This is a genomic window from Dyadobacter sp. 22481, assembly GCF_052044875.1.
GTDB lineage: Bacteria > Bacteroidota > Bacteroidia > Cytophagales > Spirosomataceae > Dyadobacter > Dyadobacter endophyticus.
Map to the genome: position 1 here is coordinate 1 of NZ_JBQENV010000009.1, position 23,515 is coordinate 23,515.

A 23,515-nucleotide genomic window follows, 5' to 3' on the forward strand; every position below is an offset into this window, starting at 1 on the left:
AGAAGTTAAGCCCCGAACCGCCGATGATACTTGGATCAAACCTGGTAAAGTAGGTAGCCGCCACAATTATTAATACACACAAAAGCCACTCAGTAATGGGTGGCTTTTTGCGTGTATAGACTCAAGCTGCCAGTATGGCAGAATCTTTCCAGTTCCCTTTTCAAATATTTCCGGCTCCAAACGCCTCTTTCCGCATAGCTTCATTGCAAATTCTTGCAGAAAAATTTTGCAGCATACTGCAGCAATTATTCTTTTTTCTATATTTGCATCCATAACTGTCGCAAGGCAACAATCAACTATGAAATTATTCAATACTATTTGGTGGTGGCGTACTCATCTTTCCGAGATGGACTAGTAGGCTATTGCATGGTATAGAACGAATATATACATCCAAACGGCTCGCTGTTCATCCGACAGCGAGCCGTTTTTTTTATACACTTACATTATAATTTGCAAATGGAAACCCTGAACAAAACTTACCCAATTACCACACGCCACAAAAAGCTCCTTGCAGACACCCTGACACCGGTATCAATCTATTTGAAGCTAAGAGACCGGTTCGTCAATACAATCCTCCTGGAAAGCTCCGATTACCACGGCAACGAAAACTCTTTCACTTATATCTGCTGCGACCCGATCGCGTCGTTTAAACTAAACAACAGCACGGTTACACAGAAATTTCCGGACGGTTCAGAAGTGAACTTCGACCTGGCTAACCGCAAGGATGCTGTCCAGGCATTGTATGGATTCGCACAGAGCTTTGTTTCGGAAAAAAGTAAATTCCCGTTCATCACCAACGGTCTTTTTGGTCACATGACTTACGACGCCGTTACCTATTTCGAGGACATCGAAATACAGCCGGCCAGCACGGAGACCGAAATTGACCAGATATTTTACCAGGTTTACAGATATGTCATTGCCATTAACCACTTCAAAAACGAACTCTATATTTTTGAACACCAATATGGCGAGACAACAGAGGAAGGTGGTATCGACCAAATCGAGGTGCTGATCAAGAACCGGAACTTTCCGCAATATGGTTTCAACATTACGGCCGACGAAACTTCGAATGTTACCGATGACGAAATGCGAAAAGTGATCCAGAAAGGCATCGATCACTGCCTTCGCGGGGATGTGTTCCAGATCGTTCCTTCACGTCGTTTCAGCCGCAAATTTCAGGGCGACGAATTCAACGTCTACCGCGCATTGCGCTCCATCAACCCTTCGCCTTACCTCTTCTATTTCGATTACGGCAATTACAAGATCTTCGGATCTTCCCCCGAAAAACAGATATTCATCAAAAACGGCCAGGCAGAAATTCACCCGATAGCGGGTACGTTCCGCCGGACCGGCGACGACCAGGCAGATGCAGAAGCAGCCCAGGCCCTTCTTAATGACCCAAAAGAGACTGCTGAGCACGTGATGTTGGTCGATCTGGCACGCAATGACCTTAGCCGCAGCTGCGACGCCGTAAAAGTCACGAATTACAAGGAAGTGCAATATTATTCACACGTGATCCACCTTGTTTCGAAAGTAGTTGGTAAAATGAATGAAGGCGTCAATCCACTTCAATTGGTGGCCGACACCTTTCCCGCGGGCACATTATCGGGCGCGCCCAAACACAATGCGATGAAGCTGATTAACCAGATGGAGAACAGCAATCGCAGCATTTATGGCGGCGCTATCGGTTTTATGGATTTCAATGGCGATTTCAATCACGCTATCGCAATCCGGACGTTCCTCAGCAAGGATAACACGCTTTTCTTCCGCGCCGGAATGGGCGTGGTAGCGAAATCCAACGTCGAAAGCGAGTTGCAGGAGATTAATAGCAAGCTGGCCGCCTTGCGCCAGGCTATTCAGGTCGCGGAAGGACTCTAAAAGCAAGATCCCATGTCGCAGATTAAAATATATGGCCTCAAATCTTCGCTATACGCGATCCGGGAGCAATTGTCCGACACATTGCACAGCTGCATTGTAGAAGCCTTTCAATATCCGCAAAACAAGCGGGCACACCGGTTCTTTTACCTCGATGAAGGAGATTTCTTTTATCCCGAAGGCAGAAGCAAGCGCTACACGATCATCGAAATAGCGCTGTTCGCAGGCCGCTCGATCGAAGCGAAGAAGCATTTATATCAGCTGATCTTCCAAAAATTCGAAGAAGAGCTCGGTATCGCGCCCAACGACGTGGAAATTACGCTCACGGAGACACCACCGCACAACTGGGGCATTCGTGGGAAAGCAGGGGACGAGTTGGTCCTGGATTATAAAATTGCCGTTTAAAACGATTCGAAATCAAATGAAAATATTAGTTCTCGACAATTACGATTCTTTTACCTACAACCTCGTGTACATCCTCCGCGAGCTGCACGACAAGGTAGACATTTACCGGAACGATAAAATCTCGTTGGAAGACGTGGGAAATTACGACAAGATCCTTTTGTCACCGGGACCGGGCATTCCCTCAGAAGCAGGCATTATGCACGACGTGATCCGTGAGTATGGGGCCAGCAAAAGCATCCTGGGCATTTGCCTCGGACATCAGGGAATAGGGGAGGTTTACGGTGCTACACTGGAAAACATGACCGACGTACTGCATGGCATTGCTGATACAGCCATTGTCACCGACGCCAGCGACCGCATTTTCAAAGGCCTCCCCTCCGAGATCAAAGTCGGAAGGTACCATTCGTGGACCGTTATTCCCGAAACATTTACAGACGATCTTACTATCACGGCCGTCGACGAAAAGGGTCGGGTAATGGGGCTTTCACACAAAAAATACGACGTGAAAGGACTCCAATTCCACCCGGAATCGGTATTGACGGAGCATGGCAAGGAAATGCTGCAAAACTGGTTGCAAATCTGACCTCCGCATTCAAATAACACCACCTTACCAGACGATATTAGCATTAAAACCTGTCATGAAACACATTCTTAGCCATCTTTTTGATTACAAAGTCCTCGACAAATCGCAAGCCAAAGACGTTTTAATCGGTATTGGAACCGGCAAGTATTCCAATTCTGAAATCGCCTCATTTCTAACTACTTATGCAATGCGCAGCATTACTGTGGAAGAGCTGGAAGGCTTCCGCGACGGTTTGCTCGAACTCTGCCTTTCCGTTGACTTGTCGGCCTACGACCCCATCGACGTTTGCGGAACCGGCGGTGATGGCAAGGATACATTCAATATCTCGACGCTATCGTGTTTTGTAGTGGCAGGGGCTGGCCAGCGAGTAGCAAAGCACGGTAATCACGGGGTTTCGTCCATGTGCGGGTCGTCGACTGTGCTCGAATACCTGGGAGCTAAGTTTACGAATGATAAGGATTACCTCGAACGGAAGATCGATCAGGCAGGCGTATGTTTTTTACATGCCCCTCTTTTTCACCCTGCTATGAAGAACGTGGCGCCGGTAAGGAAGGAATTGGGTGTGAAAACGTTCTTCAATATGTTGGGTCCCATGGTGAACCCGGTATCGCCGAAAAAACAGCTTGTGGGCGTATTTAGTCTTGAATTAGCGCGTCTTTTTGCTTATCTTTACCAACAAACGGATAAGCAATTTCTTGTTCTTCACGCATTAGACGGCTACGACGAAGTGTCATTGACAGGTGCTTTTAAAATTATCACCGCTCATTCCGAGCAAGTTCTTACCCCTTCTCATTTAGGGCTTCAAACATTGCGCGCCGATGATTTGTCTGGCGGCGTGACAGTCGAAGATTCGGCCCGGATTTTTATGAATGTTTTGAACGACACCGCAACGCCATCGCAGAAGCAGGCGGTGCTGGCCAATGCAGCCATGGCACTTTACTGTGCCAATCCTGCATTGTCGCTCCCTGATGCTGTGCAAACAGCCCGGGAGTCGCTCGAAAGCAAGAAAGCGTTGGCTGCTTTCAAAAAATTAATTGAAGAGTAGTTAGCGGAGAAGTATTTATCCCTTTTTTATAATTGCAGTTACAGCATTTTTAGATGAATATTTTAGAAAAAATTATCGCCCGTAAGCGGGAAGAAATCAGCGAGTCGAAAAAACAGCGGTCCGTTTCCGACCTGGAAAAGGAGCCATTGTTTACGCGGGAAACTTCTTCACTGGCCGGGGCTTTAAGATCATCTACCACACCCCGCATTATCTCGGAATTCAAGCGGAAATCACCTTCGAAAGGTATTATCAATGCCGACGTGCTTCCTGAAATCGTGACGAAGGACTATGTGAATGCAGGTGCCGCTGGACTTTCGGTACTCACCGATATTGACTTTTTCGGCGGCTCATTTGCCGATTTCCTGAAAGCAAGGGAGGCCAATCCGCAGATCCCGATGCTCAGAAAGGATTTCATTGTCGACGAATACCAGCTTTTCGAAGCCAAAACCATCGGAGCGGATGTGATCCTGCTCATCGCAGCTTGTCTAACACCTTCGGAAATCGCTCATTTGAGCCGCAGGGCGCATGACCTGGGGCTGGAAGTGCTGCTGGAAGTCCATAATGCGGAAGAACTGGCTGTGAGTGTAGGCCAGCATATTGATATCGTCGGGGTCAATAACCGCAATTTGAAGACATTTGAAACATCTATTGAAACGTCGATCGAACTCAGCGAGCTGATCCCGGAGCAATTTGTTAAGATTTCGGAAAGCGGGTTGAAAGACGCTGAAACCATTGTAAGGCTGTATCAACACGGCTACAAAGGCTTTTTGATAGGAGAAACGTTCATGAAAACTGCAAACCCCGGGGCCGCACTTGCCGGTTTGCAGCAAAATCTAACTCAACATAGCAATTTAAATCCTCTGGTTCTATGAAAATTAAAGTTTGCGGATTGCGCCAGCAAGGCAACATTGAGCAGGTTGTGGCCTTACAGCCTAACTTTATAGGATTTATTTTTTATGACAAGTCGCCGCGCTTTGTTGGTGAAGAACTGGATGAAGAATATATCCGCAGCATCCCCCAAAACATCAAGAAAGTAGGTGTATTTGTGAATGCAAACCCAGGCCATATCCTGAATATGGTCAAAAAATACGACCTGCAATATGCGCAGCTGCACGGCAACGAAATGCCGGACATCTGCCGGAGCATTCGTCAGAAAGGCGTGAGTGTGATCAAAGCGTTTTCGATCGATGAGAAATTCAATTTCGCCATGCTCAACAACTACAAGTCGTTTTGTGACCTGTTTTTGTTCGACACGAAAGGCGAAAACCCTGGTGGCAACGGCGCAGCATTCGACTGGAAATTACTAGGCAAGTACGATAACGAGAAGCCTTTCCTTCTCAGCGGCGGCATCGGGCTCGACAATATCGAGGAGATCATCGCATTATCCCAAACCCTTCCCATTTACGGCATCGACGTCAACAGCAAGTTCGAAACCGAGCCGGGCGTGAAGGACATCGCCAAGCTGGAAGAGTTATTTAGTTTAGTTCGCGTAAAAGAACAAGAAGAAGCGGAAGCTTAGTTTTTATGGAATCAATTGCAGAAAAGAAGTCGTATCAGGTAAATGACCGCGGGTATTATGGCACCTTCGGGGGCGCATTCATTCCTGAAATGCTGTACCCGAATGTAGAAGAGCTGCGTGAAAACTACCTGCAAGTAATCGCAGACCCTTCTTTTCAAAAGGAGTTCAATGATTTACTTCGCCATTATGTAGGCCGTCCGACGCCGCTTTACCGTGCCAACCGGCTCTCTGAAAAATATAAAACCAATATTTTCCTCAAAAGGGAAGACCTCTGCCACACCGGCGCGCATAAGGTGAACAACACCATCGGGCAGATCCTGATGGCGCAACGCTTGGGCAAAAAACGCATTGTGGCCGAAACCGGCGCAGGCCAGCATGGTGTAGCTACGGCCACCGTGTGCGCTTTGATGGACCTCGAGTGCGTCGTGTACATGGGCGAGCTCGATATCGAGCGCCAGGCACCCAACGTGGCGCGTATGAAGATGCTGGGCGCCGAAGTACGGCCGGCTACATGCGGGTCGCGAACGCTGAAAGATGCCACTAATGAAGCCATGCGTCACTGGATCAACAACCCGGTCGATACGCATTACATTATCGGCTCCGTGGTAGGCCCGCACCCTTATCCCGACATGGTAGCGCGGTTCCAGTCGGTTATTTCCGAAGAAATCCGCTGGCAATTGAAAGAACATATTGGTAAGGAAACGCCTGATTACGTTGTCGCTTGCGTAGGTGGCGGCAGCAATGCGGCAGGGGCATTTTACCACTTCCTCGACGAAGAAAACGTCAAGCTCGTAGCTGTGGAAGCCGCGGGATTGGGGCTCACTTCTGGCCATTCGGCAGCAACAGTCGCGCTGGGCAAGCCCGGCGTGCTCCACGGAAGCCGTACCATCCTGATGCAAACCGAAGATGGCCAGGTCGTGGAACCATTTTCTATCTCCGCCGGGTTGGATTACCCGGGTATCGGCCCTCAGCACGCCTGGCTTGCTGCTAGCGGACGCGGAACGTTCCTGTCGGCTACCGACGACGAGGCTGTACAGGCTGCATTCGAACTGACGCGCCTTGAAGGCATTATCCCGGCATTGGAATCGTCGCACGCATTGGCCGTTTTGGGCCGTCTGGGCGCTTCCGGGAACGAAACGGTGGTATTGAACCTCTCGGGCCGCGGCGACAAGGATATGGGCACTTATATGAAATACATCGATTAATTCTCACCTCAATACAACATCACATGGCTACATTGACATTGCCAGAGGTTTTTGACCTGCGGTTGAAGATCCAGGAACTGGAAGCAAAGGTAAACTCAGGTGAACTATCGCTCTTCGAACGTTGCGATATGGAAGACGAAATCCTCGAAATGAAAGAAAAACTAGGCGAGTTCGACCGCCTGAAATTTAGCGACGAAGGCGAATGCCTCAATTGCTCAGCCTAGTCCGGATCACCTTAAATCCATACCAAATATGCAGAGATTTAAACTCTTTTTGCTTGCTTCCATGGTCCTTTTCAGCACCATGTCATTTGTTTCACCTTCAAATCCACCTAAAAAAATGCTGCGCCACGTTGTTCTTTTCAAATTCAAGGATTCTGCAACGCCAGCGCAAGTGAAGGAAGTGGAAGATGCTTTCCGCAAGCTCCCCTCCAAAATCAAAGAGGTAAAAGGATTTGAATGGGGTACCAACAACAGCCCCGAAGGATTGGCACAAGGCTTCACACATGTGTTTTTCGTGAGCTTCGACAGCGAAGCCGGTCGTGAAGTGTACCTGCCTCACGCGGAGCACAAAGCATTTGTAAAAGTCCTGGAACCTCATCTGGACAAAGTATTGGTTGTTGACTACTGGACACAAGAATGAACCGCATTGTAAGTCTTTTTCAGAATTTTAATAAAAATGCCGACCGCCAAGGCCTGCTGAACGTGTATTTCACAGCCGGTTTTCCGGAACTGAACGATACTACCCGTGTGCTGAAAGCATTGCAGGATGGCGGTGCCGACCTTGTGGAGATTGGAATGCCTTATTCCGACCCTGTCGCCGACGGCGAAACGATCCAGCAAAGCAATGACCGCGCACTTGAAAACGGCATGTCCGTTCGTATTTTATTCGATCAGCTAAAAAACATGCGCGAAACAGTTTCCGTGCCGGTACTGCTCATGGGTTATATCAACCCGGTATTGCAGTTTGGCATCGAGGAATTCTGTGCCAAATGCGCCGAAGTGGGCGTGGACGGACTCATTCTGCCCGATATGCCGATGGATGTTTATTTGGATGAATATAAATCCGTATTCGACGCGCATGGATTGCTGAATATCTTCCTGGTAACACCGCAGACTTCAGAGGCGCGCATCAGGCAGATCGACGAGGTGAGCGAAGGGTTTATCTACACCGTTTCTTCTGCAAGCGTCACCGGCTCGAAATCCGGCGTGAGCGGCGACATGGAGGCGTACTTCGAAAAGCTCGACGCATTGAACCTCCGCAATCCACGACTGATCGGTTTTGGTATCAAAGATCACGACACGTTCGTGAAAGCTTCGAGCCACGCCGCCGGTGCGATCATCGGAAGCGCGTTCATCCGAGTGTTGCAGCAGAGTACCGACCTCGAAAATGATATCAAGGCATTTGTGCGAGAGGTAAAACGCTCCTCCGAGCCAATTCCCGCATAATTCGCCGCGCAGCGGCCGATTTTATTTTTCTTCAGGCATTAATTTTGTACAAACAATCCGACCCCGGGTTGTTTGTTTTTTTATATCCTATGTTGCCTATGAAAACCGCCATTTGCTCCCTCATCCTCCTCATATGCAGCGTATATACGCCCGTATTGGCCCAGTTCAATTTTGACCTCGAGGGCGGGCTCATTTTAGGTACCACCTACAATAAAGTACAAATTCCCAGCGGAAGCGGCACGCGCGTAAATCTTCCAGAGCAATTGAAACTGGACCGGAGTGCGTTCTATCGCATTCGTGCGAGTTACCGGATTGGGAACCGCCACAATATCTCCGCATTGTTCGCACCCCTGACGATCCACTATCGCGGGGCTGTTTCACAGAACACGAATTTCAATAATTCCCTCTTTCTCCCCGGTCAGCCGCTCAATGTCGACTACCGGTTCAACTCATACCGGCTTACCTATCGCTACGATTTTTTCGCGAATGGAAAGTGGAGGGTAGGGGCGGGGCTTACTGCCAAAGTACGTGATGCCGACATCCGGTTCAAGAGCGAGTATGCCGATACGCATTATGACAACCTCGGCTTCGTACCGCTCATTAATTTCTATGCTTCCTGGAAACCGGCCTACCATTGGGCGGTCATCCTTGAAGGTGATGCATTGGCGGCCAAGCAGGGACGCGCCGAGGACGTCTTCGGCGGCATTGCCTACAACTTCAACAATACGATCGCGATCAAGCTTGGCTACCGCTTGCTCGAAGGCGGAGCAGATAATGACAAGATTTATAATTTCAACTGGATTAATTACGCATCCGCCGGTTTACTGATTACACTCTGACAAGAGCTGAATGGTGGCCCTAGGTGTTACGATACCCTGGTTTTTCAATACTTTCCGGGGTAAATGTGCTGGAAATTTGCTATATTTCTTTGTTTTTAAAACCGTTTTCCGGCGCGTATAGGCATTCGGTAATTTTTGCGTGCGGCATGCGTTATAAAAACTTCACAGTTTATACCTAAACCATATGGCTCCTTTCACTACCTCAATGGAAGGCCTGTTGCTCCGCATTCAGGAATACCGTCAGAAATATTATCAGAACCAGTTACTCAAGGGTGCAATCTTCTCTATCGCATTGCTGCTGACTGTCTTTTTGTTTTTCAATACGATCGAATATTTCGGGCGGTTCAGCTCTTTGGTGCGCGGGATGCTGTTCTTTGGCTTCCTGGCGGTGCTGGCATTTTCCTTCGTGCAGTGGGTAGTACAACCGATCATTCATTTGTATGGTTTGAAAAAACCACTGTCCGACGAAGAAGCGGCATTGCAGATCGGGCAGTATTTCCCGGAAATAGGTGATAAACTGGTGAATACGCTTCAACTGGGAAACCTGACGGGCAGCCAGTCGGACCTGATCGATGCCAGTATCCGGCAAAAATCGGGGCAGTTGCTGATCGTCCGCTTTTCTGATGCCATCCGTTTTAACGAAAATAAAAAACGGCTGAAATACGCCGTTTATCCGCTGGCAGCCATTGCCGTAATTCTGCTTTTCAATCCGTCATTCTTCTCTTCCAGTTCCGACCGCATTATCCATTTCCAGAAGAATTACACCTACGCTCCATTCTCTTTTGAATTACAAAACAAGAGCCTGAAAGCATTTAGAAACGAGGATTTTACATTGAACCTCACCTTAAAAGGAGAAGCTATTCCATCCGCTGTATACCTCGTGCAGAATGGAACCCGCTTCAAACTGACCCAGGAGAGCGCCAAGAATTTTTCTTACACCTTCAAAAACCTGCAACGCGATGTTGCATTCTCATTCGACGCCGCCGGCTATTCTTCGGAAGAATATCGCATTGTAGTGAATGAAAAGCCTTCGCTGCTCTCATTTGATGTAAACCTGCATTATCCTGCGTATCTGAACAAACCTTCCGAGGGACTGAACAACGTAGGGAATCTGTCGGTACCGGAAGGCACCACCATCGAGTGGAATTTCAATACTTCTTCTACCAATGCGCTGGCCATCAGATTCGAGAACGATTCGGCATTGTATACTGCGAAAGAGCGCGATGGCGATCATTTCGAGATCCGCAGAACGGTGCGAAAATCGGCTCAATATCAGGTTAATCTGAAAAATGATGAAACAACCAATTCGGACAAGATCGGCTATTTTATCAATGTAATTCCGGACAAATATCCGGTCATGAACCTCGAAAATTTCCAGGATACGACATTATATAACTACCTGGTAATGGGCGGATCGATCAGCGATGATTACGGGTTTTCGCAGCTGAGAATGTTCTATTCCGTTAAAAGAGCGAATGAGGAGAAGCCTGCACAGCCAAGGAGCATTCCTATTCCATTTAACAAGACTGTCAATACGCAAAGCTTTTTCTTCCAGTGGTATGTGGATAGCCTGAAACTGGCGCCGGGGGACAAGATCGAGTACTATGCCCAGGTTTGGGATAATGACGGCGTAAATGGCGCAAAAAGCGCCCGTTCGCGCTCGATCCAGTTCACGGTTCCGTCCAAAGATCAGCTGGAAGCGGAAGTACGCAAATCGGAGCAGGAGACCGAGAACCAGATGCAATCGGCCATGAAAAAGGCCCAGAGCTTGCAAAAGGATATCGAAAACCTCGATAATCGGCTTAAAAGCAATAAAGAGCTCGATTTTAAAGAGCAGAAACAAATCGAGGAGGTTCTGCGCAAGCGCGAAGAGCTGATGAAAGAATTGGAGGCCCTGAAAGAAAAGCATCAGGATGCGAATGAAAAGGCACGGCAGTTCAACCAGCAGAGCCCCGAATTGCAAGCCAAGATCGAACAGTTGCAGAAGCTCATGAACGACCTCATGGACGAGGATACCGAAAAACTGTACAAGGAGCTTAAAAAGCTTTTGGAACAGAAACAAAGCGAACGGATGTCGACCATGCTCGAAAAGCTCCGTAACAAGGAAAACAACCTGGAAAAAGAACTGGAACGGACCATGAAGCTCTTCAAGCAGATGCAGATGGAGCAAAAAATGGAGAACCTCGCGGAAAAACTGAATGATTTGGCCGATAAGGAGGAGGAACTCGCTGATAAGTCGGAGCAAAACGATAAGAACAAAAACAGCGACGATAAGAAAGGGAAGAACGACGATCTGAAAAAAGAGCAGGAAAAGATTCAGGAAGATTTCAAAAAAGCGCAGGAGAACAGCAAGGAAATCGAGGAAATGGGCAAGGAGCTGGAACAGGAGCTCGATATGCAGAAAGAGGAGCAAAAAAACGCTTCTGAGCAAATGGAACAGAGCAAGCAGCAGCTAGACAAGCAACAGAACCAGAAAGCGTCTCAGTCGCAAAAAAACGCGGCAAAATCGATGAAGAAAATGTCTCAGTCGATGCAGGAACAAATGGAGTCGGCGGAGATGGAGCAAATTCAGGAAAACATGGATGCGCTGCGCGACATTCTCGAAAACCTGATTACGCTTTCCTTCGACCAGGAAACATTAATGAAGGACTTCCGGGGCGTAAGCCTGCAAGACCCGCGTTTCGTGAAACTCGGCCAGCAGCAGCTGAAACTGAAAGACGACGCGAAGGTTGTCGAGGATAGCTTGTACGCATTGGCCAGTCGCGTGGTACAGATCCAGTCGTTCGTTACCCGCGAGCTCAATGATATGAAGTCGTACATGAACGAGAGCGTGAAGAGTATTAAAGACCGGCAGATTAATGTGGCTACCTCGAAGCAACAGTTTGCCATGACCTCCATGAACAACCTGGCCTTAATGCTGAGCGACGTTTTTAACCAGATGCAGCAGCAGATGGCGATGGCGATGCCCGGCGCCGGCAAAGGCAAGAAAGGTAAACAGAAAGGCCAGCAACCCAGCGCAGGCGAAATGCAGGAACAGCTGAACGGCCAGATGAAGAAACTCGGGCAGGGTAAGGAAGGACAGGGCAACCAGTCGGAACAACTCGCGAGAATGGCCGCACAGCAAGCCGCGATCCGCAAGATGATCCAGGAGCTGATGGAGCAGCAGAAAGGCACCGAGCAAGGCAAGCAAATGGGCAAGGAATTGCAGGAGATTTCCGAGAAGATGGATGAGTCGGAAACGGATCTTGTAAACAAACGCGTGACACCGGAACTCATTAAACGCAACCAGGAAATCACCACCCGCCTGCTCGAATCGGAAAAAGCGATGAAAGAGCAGGACGAAGACGAGCAACGCAAGGCCCAGGCGGCTAAGCAACTGCCCAAACAGCCACCTGCCGCATTTGAAAAATACATTCGCGAAAAGGAGAAGCAAACCGAACTACTCCGCACCATACCGCCTACATTCTCACCATTCTACAAACGGGAGGTAGACACCTACTTCCGTAAATACCAGGCCAAGAACTGATCGCACGCCCGTTTTGTTGGGCTAGGGTAGGGGATAGCGTTAACTCTTTTTAACAGAGGCTTACAGACGCTATACCCTGCTTTTCATGTTCTTATCCGTATACTTCGTAAGTTTGTAAATTATTTACGATCAAATATTTAAATATCACGTGCTCTGGCTACGCTTGTGCGGACACTGGCGCGCGATCATTCAGACATGGTTAGTTTCTTCTCCGAAGACATTGATTTTAAGGTAGTTAATCCGCTCAAAACGAAGAAATGGATCAAAAACGCCTCATTTTCAGAAGGTTATGAAGTCTCGCAATTGAATTACATATTCTGTTCAGACGAATACCTGCTCGAAATCAACAAACAGTATCTCGACCACGACTATTTCACTGACATCATTACGTTTGACAATAGTGAGGAAGACAAGGAATTGGAAGGTGATATTTACATTAGTGTAGACAGGGTACGGGATAATGCAGAAACGTTCCACACCGATTTTGACTCAGAAATGCGACGTGTGCTCATTCATGGACTTCTCCACCTCGTGGGTTACGAAGACTCGAGTGAAGCGCTTAAAACGGCCATGAGGGCTAAAGAAGATGAGTATCTTAGGCTCTTCTAGTTAAATTTCCACGTGGAACACTTTAATTAAAGTGGTTTAACAAGTAGCAAATATGTTTCAGGAATATGATGTGATCGTGGTAGGCGCAGGCCATGCAGGATGCGAAGCCGCCGCTGCAGCAGCGACGATGGGTTCGTCGGTGCTGCTGATCACAATGAATATGCATACCATCGCACAGATGTCGTGCAACCCCGCGATGGGCGGCGTCGCGAAAGGACAGATCGTCCGGGAGATCGACGCCCTCGGCGGACAGTCTGGGATCGTCTCCGACAAAACGATGATCCAGTTCAGGATGCTCAACCTATCCAAAGGTCCCGCGATGTGGAGCCCCCGCTGCCAGAGCGACCGCGTGCGGTTCGCCGAGGAATGGAGGTCAATTCTCGAGAATAATCCCAATGTCGATTTCTGGCAGGACACCGCCAAGAACATTATAGTCGAAGACGGAAAAGCCTGCGGAGTTGTGACCAGCCTGGGAATAGAAATCCGGTCGAAGGCCGTCGTCCTTACCAACGGTACCTTCCTGAATGGGCTTATCCATATCGGCGAAAAGAACTTCGGCGGCGGCCGCACCGGAGAAAAATCTGCTACCGGATTGACGGAACAATTGGTAACGCTCGGGTTCGAAGCCGGACGGATGAAAACCGGTACGCCCCCACGTGTGGATGGGCGCTCGCTCGACTATTCTAAAATGGAAGAGCAACCCGGCGATGAAAATCCCGCTAAGTTCTCCTACACCGATACCAAACCACTCGCCAAACAACGGAGCTGCTGGATTACCTACACCAACCAGGAGGTACACGACGTGCTGAAAACCGGCTTCGAAAAATCGCCCATGTTCTCGGGACGCATCAAGGGACTTGGTCCACGATATTGCCCGTCTGTAGAGGATAAGATCAACCGCTTTGCTGATAAAGATCGCCACCAGATTTTCGTGGAGCCGGAAGGATGGGATACTGTGGAAGTATATGTCAATGGCTTCTCCACCTCGCTTCCAGAAGACGTACAATATGCCGCACTTCGGAAAATCCCCGGCTTTGAAAACGCCAAAATGTTTCGCCCCGGTTATGCCATCGAGTACGACTACTTCCCACCAACCCAGCTGAAATCGACACTCGAAACACACCTTGTGAAGAACCTGTTTTTCGCAGGGCAGATCAACGGTACCACCGGCTATGAAGAAGCTGCGTGCCAGGGATTGATGGCCGGCATTAATGCGCACCGTAATGTGAACGATCTCGATCCGTTTGTCCTCAAAAGGTCGGAAGCGTACATCGGCGTGCTCATCGACGACCTCATCAATAAAGGTACCGAAGAGCCCTACCGAATGTTCACGTCCCGCGCGGAATACCGCACATTACTGCGCCAGGATAATGCCGATTTAAGACTTACTGAAAAAGGTCACGAAATCGGGTTGGCCAGTGATGAAAGGGTGGAGGCAGTTCGTAAAAAGAAGCGCGAAACCGAAGAAATTATCGGCAAGCTGAGCGCAACCAAACTCACACCGGACGAAATCAACGGACCATTGGAAGCCATCGGTACCGCTCCGATCCGCGAGAAAATTGCCATTGCACAGCTTCTTAGAAGACCGCAGATTTCGATAAACCAATTGCTCGAAGCAAGCCCTACCGTAACCGAACTGCTCGCTGACTACGCGACGGATTCCGTGCAGCAAGCCGAAATCAACCTGAAATACGACAGCTATATCGAAAAAGAAATGCTGCTTGTAGAGAAAATGAATAAGTTGGAAAACCTCGCCATTATTGACAACTTCAATTACGACGTGGTCACTTCCTTGTCCTTCGAAGGCCGTGAGAAACTGAAAAGAACACGCCCTTCAACGATCGGTCAGGCTTCGCGCATCAGCGGTGTCAGCCCTTCGGATATATCAGTTTTAATGCTTTACATAGGCCGCTAATGTCTTTAGAAACGCTCGAAAAATGCCCGGTATGCCAACAATCCAGTTTCAGCAATTACCTGAATGTGGAGGACTATACCGTTTCGCACAAAGAATTTACAATCCAGCAATGCAATTCCTGCTACTTACTGTTCACCAATCCGCGCCCGTCAGAGGAGCAGATCGGCGCATATTACGAGTCTCAGGATTACATTTCTCACCACGACGAAGCCAAAGACCTGATGAGTAAGGCGTACACCTCCGTGCGAAACCATACCATTGAACAAAAGGTAAACCTGATCAATAGTCTCGTTCAACCCAAGGGAACTTTGCTTGACATTGGCTGCGGAACCGGCAATTTTTTATCCGCAGTAAAGCACGATGGCTGGCTAACTTTCGGGACAGAACCGGACCCCGGTGCTCGTGAAGTTGCATCCAAAAGGGTAGGGGCAACCATATTCGAGACCATTACGGAAGAAACCTTAGGCTTGCAGCAATATGACATCATCACGATGTGGCATGTATTGGAACATGTACATAAACTGAACGAAACAATCGACTGGCTTCAAAATCATCTGAAACCAAATGGCCGGATCATTATTGCAGTACCCAATCCGCAATCCCACGACGCGGCTAAATACGGCCGTTTTTGGGCTGCCTACGACGTCCCGAGGCATTTGTATCACTTCACACGCGCAACCATGAAAAACCTACTTCAAAGGCATGGTTTGATGGTCAAAAAGATCCTTCCTATGTGGTTCGACTCCTTTTATGTGAGTATGCTCAGTACCAAATATAAAAACGGCAAAACAAACCTATTTGAAAGCGTCATCACGGGCCTTCAATCTAATCTGAAAGGACGCACCGGAACAAACAAGGAATTAAACACTTCCAGTCTGATCTACATTATCTCGAAAAACTGAAAAGTCTCAACACGTCAAACGGCCCTCAATACCCACTGTATTGGGGGCTTTTTAAATTAAATCTGAAAATGCTTAGAACCATTGTATTTGCTATCCTCATAGTGTTTTTCTTCGAGCGCTGCGCACAGCAGGTTCCCCCAACCGGCGGCAAAAGAGACTCCATTCCGCCAAATCTGGTGGAAAGCAATCCCTTGAACAAAACCCTCAATTTTAAAGGAAAAAAACTCGAGCTTTTCTTCGACGAATATGTGGTGGTCGACAATATCAACCAAAAACTCGTGATCACACCCGAGGCAGATAACCCATACTCGTATAAGCAGAACGGTATGTCGGTATCCCTTTCTTTCAAAAATCAATTCAAGGACAGCACTACTTACACGCTCAATTTTGGCGATGCGATCAAGGATTTTGCCGAAAAAAATCCCGCGAAAAATTTAAAAATTGTATTCAGCACAGGCAATTCCCTCGACTCCGGGCGTGTGTATGGGACACTGAAGGATATCCGGACGAACAAACCGATTTTCGATGCTTTGGTGGGACTCTATAATGTGAGCGACACACTCAACATTGCCAAACAGAAGCCTTACTATTTCTCCCGAACCGACAGCAGCGGCATATTTTCGATCGAAAACATTCAGACCAGACAGTATACACTCATTGCCATCGACGACAAAAACCGCAACATGCTTTACAATGCCAAAGATGAGCGGATGGGCTTTCTGAATAAAACGATCACCGCAGGCACCGATTCCGCGGCGTATCAACTTAATATGTATCTCTCCGACAACACACAGTTAAAAATCCAACGCACGCTGCCCAAAGTAAACAACTATGCAGTCGTCTTCAGCAAGCCTATCGAGAACGTGCAAGTAACTTTCGTGAACAAAGATTCGCTTCCCTACCTGCTAGAACCTAACGGAACAAACCTCAAATTTTTCAATGTTGAGCCGCACCCCGACACCACTTTAGTAAAGCTCAAGACCTTGGATTCTTTGGGAATAACCAGTGAATTCGAACAGAAAATTGCATTTCAGGCACAGCGCGGGAAAACGCGCCAGCTCGATCCGATATCGCTTACAACCCTTCCGGAAGCCAATAAAGCCGTTACGAGTAGCTTCACTTACAAGCTCATTCTGAATAAACCGATCAAGACTATCGACGACCAAAAAATCGCCATAATTTCCGACAGCCTCACGCACGAGCCGCTTAATGCATTCAAATACCAATGGAATAAAAACCACAACATCCTCACAATCGATGCTAAATCGTTCGCAAAAGACACCGTAAAATTCGATATACCGAAGGGCGCGATCATTAGTGTGGAAGGGGATACATTGCCCAAAACCCTGCTTAGGCACCCGGTTTTAAATGAAGAAGATTACGGTGTAATTCGCGGCCGCGTTACCAATGCCGACACCTCTGTGCATTTCATCCTGGACCTCGTCGACGAGCAGTATAAAGTGATCGAGACACACTACGTTTCGCCCTATACTTTCAAGAATATTCCTCAGGGAAAATACTTTTTACGCATCACCATTGACAAAAACCGGAACAGAAGGTGGGACACCGGGCAGATGGATAAAGATCTTCAGCCCGAACCGGTCTACTACCTACCGGATAAGATCCTTTTGAAGGCCAATTTCGAGTTGAACGATATCAACATTGCCATTCCTGAAGAAAAATAATGACATTTTTGTCTACAGTCTGTGGATAACTATGTGAATAACGCCGAAATTTTGTTGGTAAGAGGGGTCAAAATGTGAACAACCTTGTGGATAACCCCTGATATGTGTGGATAAAAAACCAGATTTCTTCCTGCAGTGGATAACCGACAACCAAAACGAAGTTAACAGTACGTTGATACACTTTAGAAACTGTGGAAAACAAAAGTAGCCAACTAAAGCCGTTTACCCACATTCCAATGTGAACAGATTATTTCCTAACTTGTATTTCAAGTACTTAAATGTTGATTTTAAAAATCGCTACAGTGGATAACTCACATAAGTTATTCACATTTTGTGGATAAGTGTGTTAATCTACAGTGGATAAGGAGTTTATTCACAAATCCACAGCCCCAATGAAGGATAATAACTAAAGGAAGAAGTTTTTTTATCTATTATGAAAAAGGTTACGAGCTGTTTGATGATAGGATTTCTGCTTTCCGGGGCGGCCGCGGCGTTCGGGCAGGGGGAGCGGGACCTGGCCGAGGAATACTTCAAGAATGGGGATTGTCCCAAGGCGCTCAGTTACTATTCTTCTTTCCTGAAAAATTCATTCGAGAAGATTTCGCTTAAGAACTACACAAGCTGCATTGTGAAGAGCAAGGCATGGGGAGACGGTGAGCAGTTTTTCAGGAAGCAGATCAAAGGAGATGCGAACAATGCGGCCTGGTATTATCTCAACTGGGGCATTATGCTTGAGAACCAGGGGAAGGCCACAGAGGCGTCCAAAAAGTATGAGCAAGTCATCACCGCTTCGGGCACACGAACGGAGCTTAAACGCGATCTGGCGGACGAATTCCGGGCGCAGAACCAGTCAGAATGGGCGAAGAATATCCTGCTCGAAGCGAGGGAGGGCGCGAAGCGGTACGACATCTTCCAATTGGAACTCGCAAGTGTTTACCGCGACCTGAATCAGCCCGAGAAGATGATCGACGAACTGCTTTCCTATGGAATGCGCTACCAGAATATCGAGGTCGTTCAGAACATGCTTCAGGACTTTACGAAGGACGAGAAGGAGCAGGTATTGCTGGAAAAGGTGTTGTATGATAAGATCCAGAAATTTCCCAGTGAAGGATTTTATAATGAATTACTGATCTGGTATCAGGTGCAGCGTAAAGATTTTTACAAAGCATTTGTCCAGGAACGCGCACTTGACCGCCGGTTCAAGCACAACGGATCGCGACTTTACAACCTCGGAATGCTTGCCTTGCAAAACCTGGACTATAACAATGCAGGAACGATCTTCGATCATTTGGTGAAAGAATACCCGAAAGGGCAGCTCTATCCGGTGGCTCGGAGAATGGCTATTTTTGCACGGGAGGAGCAGGTCAAAAACACTTATCCCGTCAAGAGAAGTGAGGTGCAAAAGCTGCTAGGCCAGTACCAGCAGCTTGTCGACGAGCTGGGCGTGAATGTCCGCACGATCGAAGCATTGCGTAACATGGCGATTTTGAATGCCTTTTATATGGATGATTTCAAAAAGGCGATCGAAATATTGCAAACCGCTATCGAAGCAGGCAAGGCCGAGAAGAATTTTGTAGATAAATGTAAGCTCGACCTCGGTGATATTTACCTGCTGCAAGGAGAACCCTGGGAAGCGACATTGGTATACTCACAGGTTGAGAAATCGCAGAAGGACGATGTGCTGGGTTATGAAGCGAAGCTCCGGAATGCTAAGCTGCATTATTTCAAAGGAGAGTTTGAACTGGCCAAAGCCGTTTTGGATATCCTGAAAAAGGCCACTACCCGCGAGATTGCTAATGATGCCAATGAGCTTTCACTTTTAATCATGGACAACACCGGCCTCGATAGTACGGAAGCTGCTATGAAGGCTTATTCCGCCGTGGAGTTGCAGTTGTTCCAAAACAAGAAGTTCGAAGCGATTGATACTTTGAAACAACTTTATAAGAAATACGAAAACCACAGCCTGGCCGATGAGATCCTCTGGCTTACCGCCAGGACTTATATCAAGCTCGACAGCAACCAGCAGGCAATGGCCGATCTGAAATTGTTGTATTCGAAATTTGGGCATGACCTTTACGGCGACGACGCGCTATTCGCGATGGCCAAGCTCTACCAGGAGAAACTCAATGACAAAGACCAGTCGATGAAATTGTACCAGGAGCTGATGGAAAAATATCCGGGCAGCATTTTCGTCGCCGAGTCACGGAAGCGCTTCCGGATTTTGAGAGGCGATGTGATCAACTAGAGAATTTTTTGCTACTGCATAGAAAAGGCCCCGAAGTTTGTCGACTCGGGGCCTTTTACGTTTTAATATTCACGTACTTCTATCCAGATTCTGTCAAATATTCAAATCTCAGGGAGATTAAATTGCCAGATATCTATTTTAACTCATTCATTAATAGCGATTTGAATTCTGAAAATTCAGGTTTCATTTTGATCGACACTTTTTCAATATCGAGCAATGATTTCAGTCTTTCGGGCACTTCGATGTTTTTTCCTAGAGTTTCTTCCACCAAGTCGATAAATTTTGCCGGATGGGCCGTGGAAAGGAAGACACCGGTGAAATCACCCTTCGTTTTTTTCCGGTACTCCTGAAGACCGCGATAAGCAACAGCGGTGTGCGGGCACATCACGTAGTTGGCATTACCAAAAACTTCGCGCATCGCTTTTTGCGTTTGCTCATCATTGTAATAGGCACCTGAAATTTTTTCAGTCACAGATTTCCAGTCGTCGTTGAAAAAGCGGATCAACCGTACGAAGTTGCTCGGGCTGCCTACATCCATTGCATTGGAAATTGTTTCAATGGAAGCAACCGGTTGGTAAGCTCCCGACTCGAGATAGCGCGGTACCGCATTATTTACATTTGTAGCCGCGATGAAATGTTCGACGGGCAAACCCATGCGATAGGCGAGGAGACCTGCGCTCAGGTTTCCAAAATTTCCGCTTGGAACCGAGATCACCAACGGCTTCCCGAATTTTTTCAGCTGTGCGTAGGCCGCGAAGTAATAGAACGACTGTGGAATCAGCCGGGCAATATTAATCGAGTTGGCAGAAGCGAGATTGTATTTCTGAGAAAGTTCAGGATCGAGGAACGCTTCCTTCACCAGTCGCTGGCAATCGTCAAACGTTCCGTCTACTTCCAGAGCCGTTACGTTGTGTCCCAGGGTCGTCAACTGTTTTTCCTGAATATCGCTCACTTTTCCGCTTGGATACAGGATTGTTACCGAAATGCCCGGCACCTTATAAAATCCTTGTGCAACGGCGCCACCGGTATCCCCGGACGTCGCTACCAGAATGCGGATTTCCTTATTTGAACGCTGCAAAAAATAGGACATGATTGCAGCCATAAACCGCGCTCCAAAGTCCTTAAAAGCCATGGATGGGCCATGGAACAGTTCGAGCACGTAGTCGTTCGGGGTAATTTTCACTACCGGCGCCTCGAAATCATATGCGCGATCGATGATGGATTCAATTTCGCTTCTTGTAATTTCACTGCCCAAAAGCGTGGCGGTGACCTCGATCGCAATCTCTTTGAAGGATTTATTTTCAATATTGGCCAGAAATTCTCCGGAAATAGTCGGGATGGATTCGGGCATGTAGAGACCGTTATCGGGAGGAAGGCTGTTGAAAATAGCTTCTTCCAGCGATGCTTTCAAGTCGGCAGTTTTGGTACTGTAGAATATCATTTTGATATAAATTGATCCGGAAAATGGGAGCGCAAATTTAACTAAAATCCCAGCAGGTCAGTTATTTTGAAAACTTTTAAATGGATTTTCGGGATAAATTGCGGCATTGCACTTTGCTGTAAAACTCTTGCGCGGATCGTGCCGCGGGATAATTTTGTTCATTAATAATAGATTGTAGATCAATAAAACAAACCAGGTAATATGTCGATAGGAATTTTCGATGTACCGGCACTTAAAAACGAACCGGTAAAAAGTTACGCGCCAGGCAGCCCCGAGCGCGCAGAGCTCAAAAAAGCGCTTGCCGAAGCACGCTCCAAAACCATTGATATACCACAATACATAGGTAGCGAAGAAGTTTATTCTCAAAATAAGCAGAAAGTGGTGCCGCCGCATGACCATCAGCACGTTCTGGGCTATTTTCATGAAGGGACGAAGGAAGACGTTGGCAAAGCGATAGATGCAGCGTTAGAAGCCAGAAAAAACTGGGCGACGCTTACCTGGGAGCAACGCGCGGCGATATTCCTGAAAGCCGCCGAACTGATCGCCGGTCCATACCGCGCCGAAATGAATGCCGCGACCATGCTGGGTCAGTCCAAAAATGCCTACCAGGCAGAAATTGATTCGGCCTGTGAAATCATTGATTTCCTGCGGCTTAATGTGAACTTCATGCGGGATATTTACGAGGAGCAACCAATCTCTTCGGAGGGTGTCTGGAACCGTATGGAGTACCGTCCACTCGAAGGTTTCATCTTCGCCATTACTCCATTCAACTTTACGGCCATCGCCGGAAACCTGCCTGCCGCACCTGCGTTAATGGGTAATGTGGTGATCTGGAAACCGGCATTTACGCAGGTATACGCGGCCAATGTGATCATGAAGGTGTTCAAAGAAGCGGGGCTGCCGGATGGCGTTATTAATATGGTTTTGGTAGATGGCCCGGTTGCCGGGGATGTGATCTTCAAGCATCCCGATTTCTCAGGCGTGCATTTCACTGGTAGTACCAAAGTATTTCAGACCATTTGGAAAACCATCGGCGAGAATATAGCTGCTTATAAGACATTTCCAAGAATCGTCGGTGAAACGGGCGGCAAGGACTTTGTTCTCGCGCACCGGTCGGCGGATGCGAAAGCAGTTGCGACGGGTCTTGTGCGCGGTGCATTCGAATACCAGGGACAGAAATGCTCGGCGGCTTCCAGGGCTTATATTCCTTCCAATTTGTGGGAATCGGTGAAAGGATTCATGCTGGCCGATCTTGCGGAGATCAAAATGGGAGGTGTGGAGGATTTCTCTAATTTCGTTAATGCGGTAATCGATGAAAAATCGTTCGACAAGATCGCTTCTTATATAGATGGGGCAAAGTCCAGCGCAGACACGGAAATCGTCGCAGGAGGCAATTTTGACAAGAGTAAAGGGTATTTCGTGGAGCCGACCGTTATCCAGGCCTTCAAACCGGATTATGTTACGTTGTGTGAGGAAATCTTCGGGCCGGTGCTTACTATATATGTGTATGATGAAAATGAATTCGAGCAGATTATTCCCGTCATCGACGCCACTTCTCCTTATGCATTGACGGGTGCTGTGTTTTCGAAAGACAGATATGCGATTGAGTATGCGACCAGGCATTTGGTGAATGCGGCCGGCAACTTTTATATAAACGATAAGCCGACCGGCGCTGTGGTAGGGCAGCAGCCATTTGGCGGGGCTCGCGCATCGGGCACAAATGATAAGGCGGGATCGGTATTAAACCTGCTTCGCTGGGTATCACCGCGTGCGATCAAGGAGACGCTTGTTTCGCCAAAAGACTATAAATATCCGTTCCTTTCCGGGGAGTAATTGCACAATGCTTTTGAATAATTTGAATCGTTGAAGAACTTTCAAAATATTTGACTTTTTTCTTGCCTGGGTGTTGGACTTGAAAAAATGTTTTCTACCTTTGCAATCCCAATCGCAAACGAAGCGACTGACACGAAGAAAAAGAAGCGCGGTTGGCACTGTTCTTTGACATGATGAGATAGACCAAAAGAGTAAGAAAAACTCGTTTGAATAGAATCAAGCTACTTAGGTAGCAAATCAAAATTTACAATGGAGAGTTTGATCCTGGCTCAGGATGAACGCTAGCGGCAGGCTTAATACATGCAAGGCGAAGGGGCAGCGATGTCACTGTCGTACGGGTGCGTAACGCGTATGCAACCTACCTATCACTGGGGGATAGCCCGGGGAAACCCGGATTAATACCGCATAAAACAGGGGCACCGCATGGTGATATTTGTTAA

At 47.7% G+C, this 23,515-nt stretch carries 19 protein-coding genes and 1 rRNA gene; 19 read left to right on the forward strand and 1 reads right to left on the reverse strand.

Features of this window, described 5'->3' with window-relative positions; all coding sequences use genetic code 11:
* The first annotated feature begins 456 nt into the window (after positions 1–456).
* From ACTJJJ_RS31570 to ACTJJJ_RS31650, 17 genes are all read left to right on the forward strand, one after another.
* Entirely contained in the window at positions 457–1,878 is a 1,422-nt protein-coding gene (locus tag ACTJJJ_RS31570) for an anthranilate synthase component I family protein (protein WP_440703897.1), read from the forward strand.
* Between the two features lie 12 nt (positions 1,879–1,890).
* Positions 1,891–2,280: a tautomerase family protein gene (locus ACTJJJ_RS31575; protein WP_188939460.1), complete on the forward strand. Its 390-nt coding sequence runs from the start codon at positions 1,891–1,893 to the stop codon at positions 2,278–2,280.
* 16 nt (positions 2,281–2,296) lie between these two features.
* The gene (locus ACTJJJ_RS31580) at positions 2,297–2,863 is read left to right on the forward strand and encodes an anthranilate synthase component II (RefSeq protein ID WP_188939461.1); all 567 of its coding nucleotides are present in this window, start codon (positions 2,297–2,299) and stop codon (positions 2,861–2,863) included.
* A 55-nt stretch (positions 2,864–2,918) separates the two neighbouring features.
* The gene (gene trpD, locus ACTJJJ_RS31585; RefSeq protein WP_188939462.1) at positions 2,919–3,908 is read left to right on the forward strand and encodes an anthranilate phosphoribosyltransferase; all 990 of its coding nucleotides are present in this window, start codon (positions 2,919–2,921) and stop codon (positions 3,906–3,908) included.
* 53 nt (positions 3,909–3,961) lie between these two features.
* Positions 3,962–4,780, forward strand: coding sequence for an indole-3-glycerol phosphate synthase TrpC (trpC, locus tag ACTJJJ_RS31590; RefSeq protein WP_440703898.1), 819 nt, complete (start codon positions 3,962–3,964; stop codon positions 4,778–4,780).
* Positions 4,777–5,427, forward strand: a complete 651-nt coding sequence (locus ACTJJJ_RS31595) for a phosphoribosylanthranilate isomerase (RefSeq protein ID WP_188939464.1) — start codon at positions 4,777–4,779, stop codon at positions 5,425–5,427. Before trpC ends, ACTJJJ_RS31595 begins: the two co-directional genes overlap by 4 nt.
* Positions 5,428–5,432: 5 nt before the next feature.
* The gene (trpB, locus tag ACTJJJ_RS31600; protein ID WP_426292426.1) at positions 5,433–6,632 is read left to right on the forward strand and encodes a tryptophan synthase subunit beta; all 1,200 of its coding nucleotides are present in this window, start codon (positions 5,433–5,435) and stop codon (positions 6,630–6,632) included.
* Between the two features lie 23 nt (positions 6,633–6,655).
* Positions 6,656–6,856, forward strand: coding sequence for a hypothetical protein (locus ACTJJJ_RS31605; RefSeq protein ID WP_015813244.1), 201 nt, complete (start codon positions 6,656–6,658; stop codon positions 6,854–6,856).
* Between the two features lie 61 nt (positions 6,857–6,917).
* Positions 6,918–7,274, forward strand: a complete 357-nt coding sequence (locus tag ACTJJJ_RS31610; RefSeq protein ID WP_426295888.1) for a Dabb family protein — start codon at positions 6,918–6,920, stop codon at positions 7,272–7,274.
* A complete protein-coding gene (trpA, locus tag ACTJJJ_RS31615) occupies positions 7,271–8,080 on the forward strand; it encodes a tryptophan synthase subunit alpha (RefSeq protein ID WP_188939467.1) in 810 nt (269 codons plus the stop codon). Before ACTJJJ_RS31610 ends, trpA begins: the two co-directional genes overlap by 4 nt.
* Positions 8,081–8,178: 98 nt before the next feature.
* Positions 8,179–8,919, forward strand: a complete 741-nt coding sequence (locus ACTJJJ_RS31620; protein WP_188939468.1) for a hypothetical protein — start codon at positions 8,179–8,181, stop codon at positions 8,917–8,919.
* A gap of 205 nt (positions 8,920–9,124) precedes the next feature.
* A complete protein-coding gene (locus ACTJJJ_RS31625; RefSeq protein WP_440703904.1) occupies positions 9,125–12,445 on the forward strand; it encodes a DUF4175 family protein in 3,321 nt (1,106 codons plus the stop codon).
* 195 nt (positions 12,446–12,640) lie between these two features.
* Positions 12,641–13,054 (forward strand): rRNA maturation RNase YbeY, encoded by a 414-nt coding sequence (ybeY, locus tag ACTJJJ_RS31630; RefSeq protein WP_426292427.1) that lies wholly within the window; start codon positions 12,641–12,643, stop codon positions 13,052–13,054.
* Positions 13,055–13,106: 52 nt separating this feature from the next.
* A complete protein-coding gene (gene mnmG / locus ACTJJJ_RS31635; protein ID WP_440703899.1) occupies positions 13,107–14,969 on the forward strand; it encodes a tRNA uridine-5-carboxymethylaminomethyl(34) synthesis enzyme MnmG in 1,863 nt (620 codons plus the stop codon).
* Positions 14,969–15,871 (forward strand): class I SAM-dependent methyltransferase, encoded by a 903-nt coding sequence (locus ACTJJJ_RS31640; RefSeq protein WP_440703900.1) that lies wholly within the window; start codon positions 14,969–14,971, stop codon positions 15,869–15,871. The genes mnmG and ACTJJJ_RS31640 overlap by 1 nt, the downstream gene beginning before the upstream one ends.
* Before the next feature lie 68 nt (positions 15,872–15,939).
* Positions 15,940–17,556: an Ig-like domain-containing domain gene (locus ACTJJJ_RS31645; RefSeq protein WP_440703901.1), complete on the forward strand. Its 1,617-nt coding sequence runs from the start codon at positions 15,940–15,942 to the stop codon at positions 17,554–17,556.
* A 433-nt stretch (positions 17,557–17,989) separates the two neighbouring features.
* Positions 17,990–19,801 (forward strand): tetratricopeptide repeat protein, encoded by a 1,812-nt coding sequence (locus ACTJJJ_RS31650; RefSeq protein WP_426292429.1) that lies wholly within the window; start codon positions 17,990–17,992, stop codon positions 19,799–19,801.
* 133 nt (positions 19,802–19,934) lie between these two features.
* On the opposite strand, the gene thrC is transcribed toward ACTJJJ_RS31650, so the two are convergent.
* On the reverse strand, positions 19,935–21,242 hold the full coding sequence (gene thrC / locus ACTJJJ_RS31655) for a threonine synthase (protein WP_440703902.1): 1,308 nt from the start codon (positions 21,240–21,242) through the stop codon (positions 19,935–19,937).
* Between the two features lie 201 nt (positions 21,243–21,443).
* Between thrC and pruA the strand changes: the two genes are divergently transcribed.
* Both pruA and ACTJJJ_RS31665 read left to right on the forward strand, forming a co-directional pair.
* Complete coding sequence (gene pruA / locus ACTJJJ_RS31660; RefSeq protein WP_440703903.1) at positions 21,444–23,075, forward strand: L-glutamate gamma-semialdehyde dehydrogenase; 1,632 nt, start codon at positions 21,444–21,446, stop codon at positions 23,073–23,075.
* A gap of 246 nt (positions 23,076–23,321) precedes the next feature.
* Positions 23,322–23,515, forward strand: a 16S ribosomal RNA gene (locus tag ACTJJJ_RS31665); the annotation flags it as partial.

Coding starts and splice junctions, on each gene's coding strand:
- ACTJJJ_RS31575 (WP_188939460.1), top strand. CDS start 1,891: ATGTCGCAGATTAAAATATATGGCCTCAAATCTTCGCTATACGCGATC.
- ACTJJJ_RS31610 (WP_426295888.1), top strand. CDS start 6,918: ATGGTCCTTTTCAGCACCATGTCATTTGTTTCACCTTCAAATCCACCT.
- ACTJJJ_RS31650 (WP_426292429.1), top strand. CDS start 17,990: ATGAAAAAGGTTACGAGCTGTTTGATGATAGGATTTCTGCTTTCCGGG.
- ACTJJJ_RS31580 (WP_188939461.1), top strand. CDS start 2,297: ATGAAAATATTAGTTCTCGACAATTACGATTCTTTTACCTACAACCTC.
- pruA (WP_440703903.1), top strand. CDS start 21,444: ATGTCGATAGGAATTTTCGATGTACCGGCACTTAAAAACGAACCGGTA.
- ACTJJJ_RS31620 (WP_188939468.1), top strand. CDS start 8,179: ATGAAAACCGCCATTTGCTCCCTCATCCTCCTCATATGCAGCGTATAT.
- trpB (WP_426292426.1), top strand. CDS start 5,433: ATGGAATCAATTGCAGAAAAGAAGTCGTATCAGGTAAATGACCGCGGG.
- thrC (WP_440703902.1), bottom strand. CDS start 21,242: ATGATATTCTACAGTACCAAAACTGCCGACTTGAAAGCATCGCTGGAA.
- ACTJJJ_RS31640 (WP_440703900.1), top strand. CDS start 14,969: ATGTCTTTAGAAACGCTCGAAAAATGCCCGGTATGCCAACAATCCAGT.
- mnmG (WP_440703899.1), top strand. CDS start 13,107: ATGTTTCAGGAATATGATGTGATCGTGGTAGGCGCAGGCCATGCAGGA.
- ACTJJJ_RS31625 (WP_440703904.1), top strand. CDS start 9,125: ATGGAAGGCCTGTTGCTCCGCATTCAGGAATACCGTCAGAAATATTAT.
- trpC (WP_440703898.1), top strand. CDS start 3,962: ATGAATATTTTAGAAAAAATTATCGCCCGTAAGCGGGAAGAAATCAGC.
- ACTJJJ_RS31645 (WP_440703901.1), top strand. CDS start 15,940: ATGCTTAGAACCATTGTATTTGCTATCCTCATAGTGTTTTTCTTCGAG.
- ACTJJJ_RS31605 (WP_015813244.1), top strand. CDS start 6,656: ATGGCTACATTGACATTGCCAGAGGTTTTTGACCTGCGGTTGAAGATC.
- ACTJJJ_RS31570 (WP_440703897.1), top strand. CDS start 457: ATGGAAACCCTGAACAAAACTTACCCAATTACCACACGCCACAAAAAG.
- trpD (WP_188939462.1), top strand. CDS start 2,919: ATGAAACACATTCTTAGCCATCTTTTTGATTACAAAGTCCTCGACAAA.
- trpA (WP_188939467.1), top strand. CDS start 7,271: ATGAACCGCATTGTAAGTCTTTTTCAGAATTTTAATAAAAATGCCGAC.
- ACTJJJ_RS31595 (WP_188939464.1), top strand. CDS start 4,777: ATGAAAATTAAAGTTTGCGGATTGCGCCAGCAAGGCAACATTGAGCAG.
- ybeY (WP_426292427.1), top strand. CDS start 12,641: ATGGTTAGTTTCTTCTCCGAAGACATTGATTTTAAGGTAGTTAATCCG.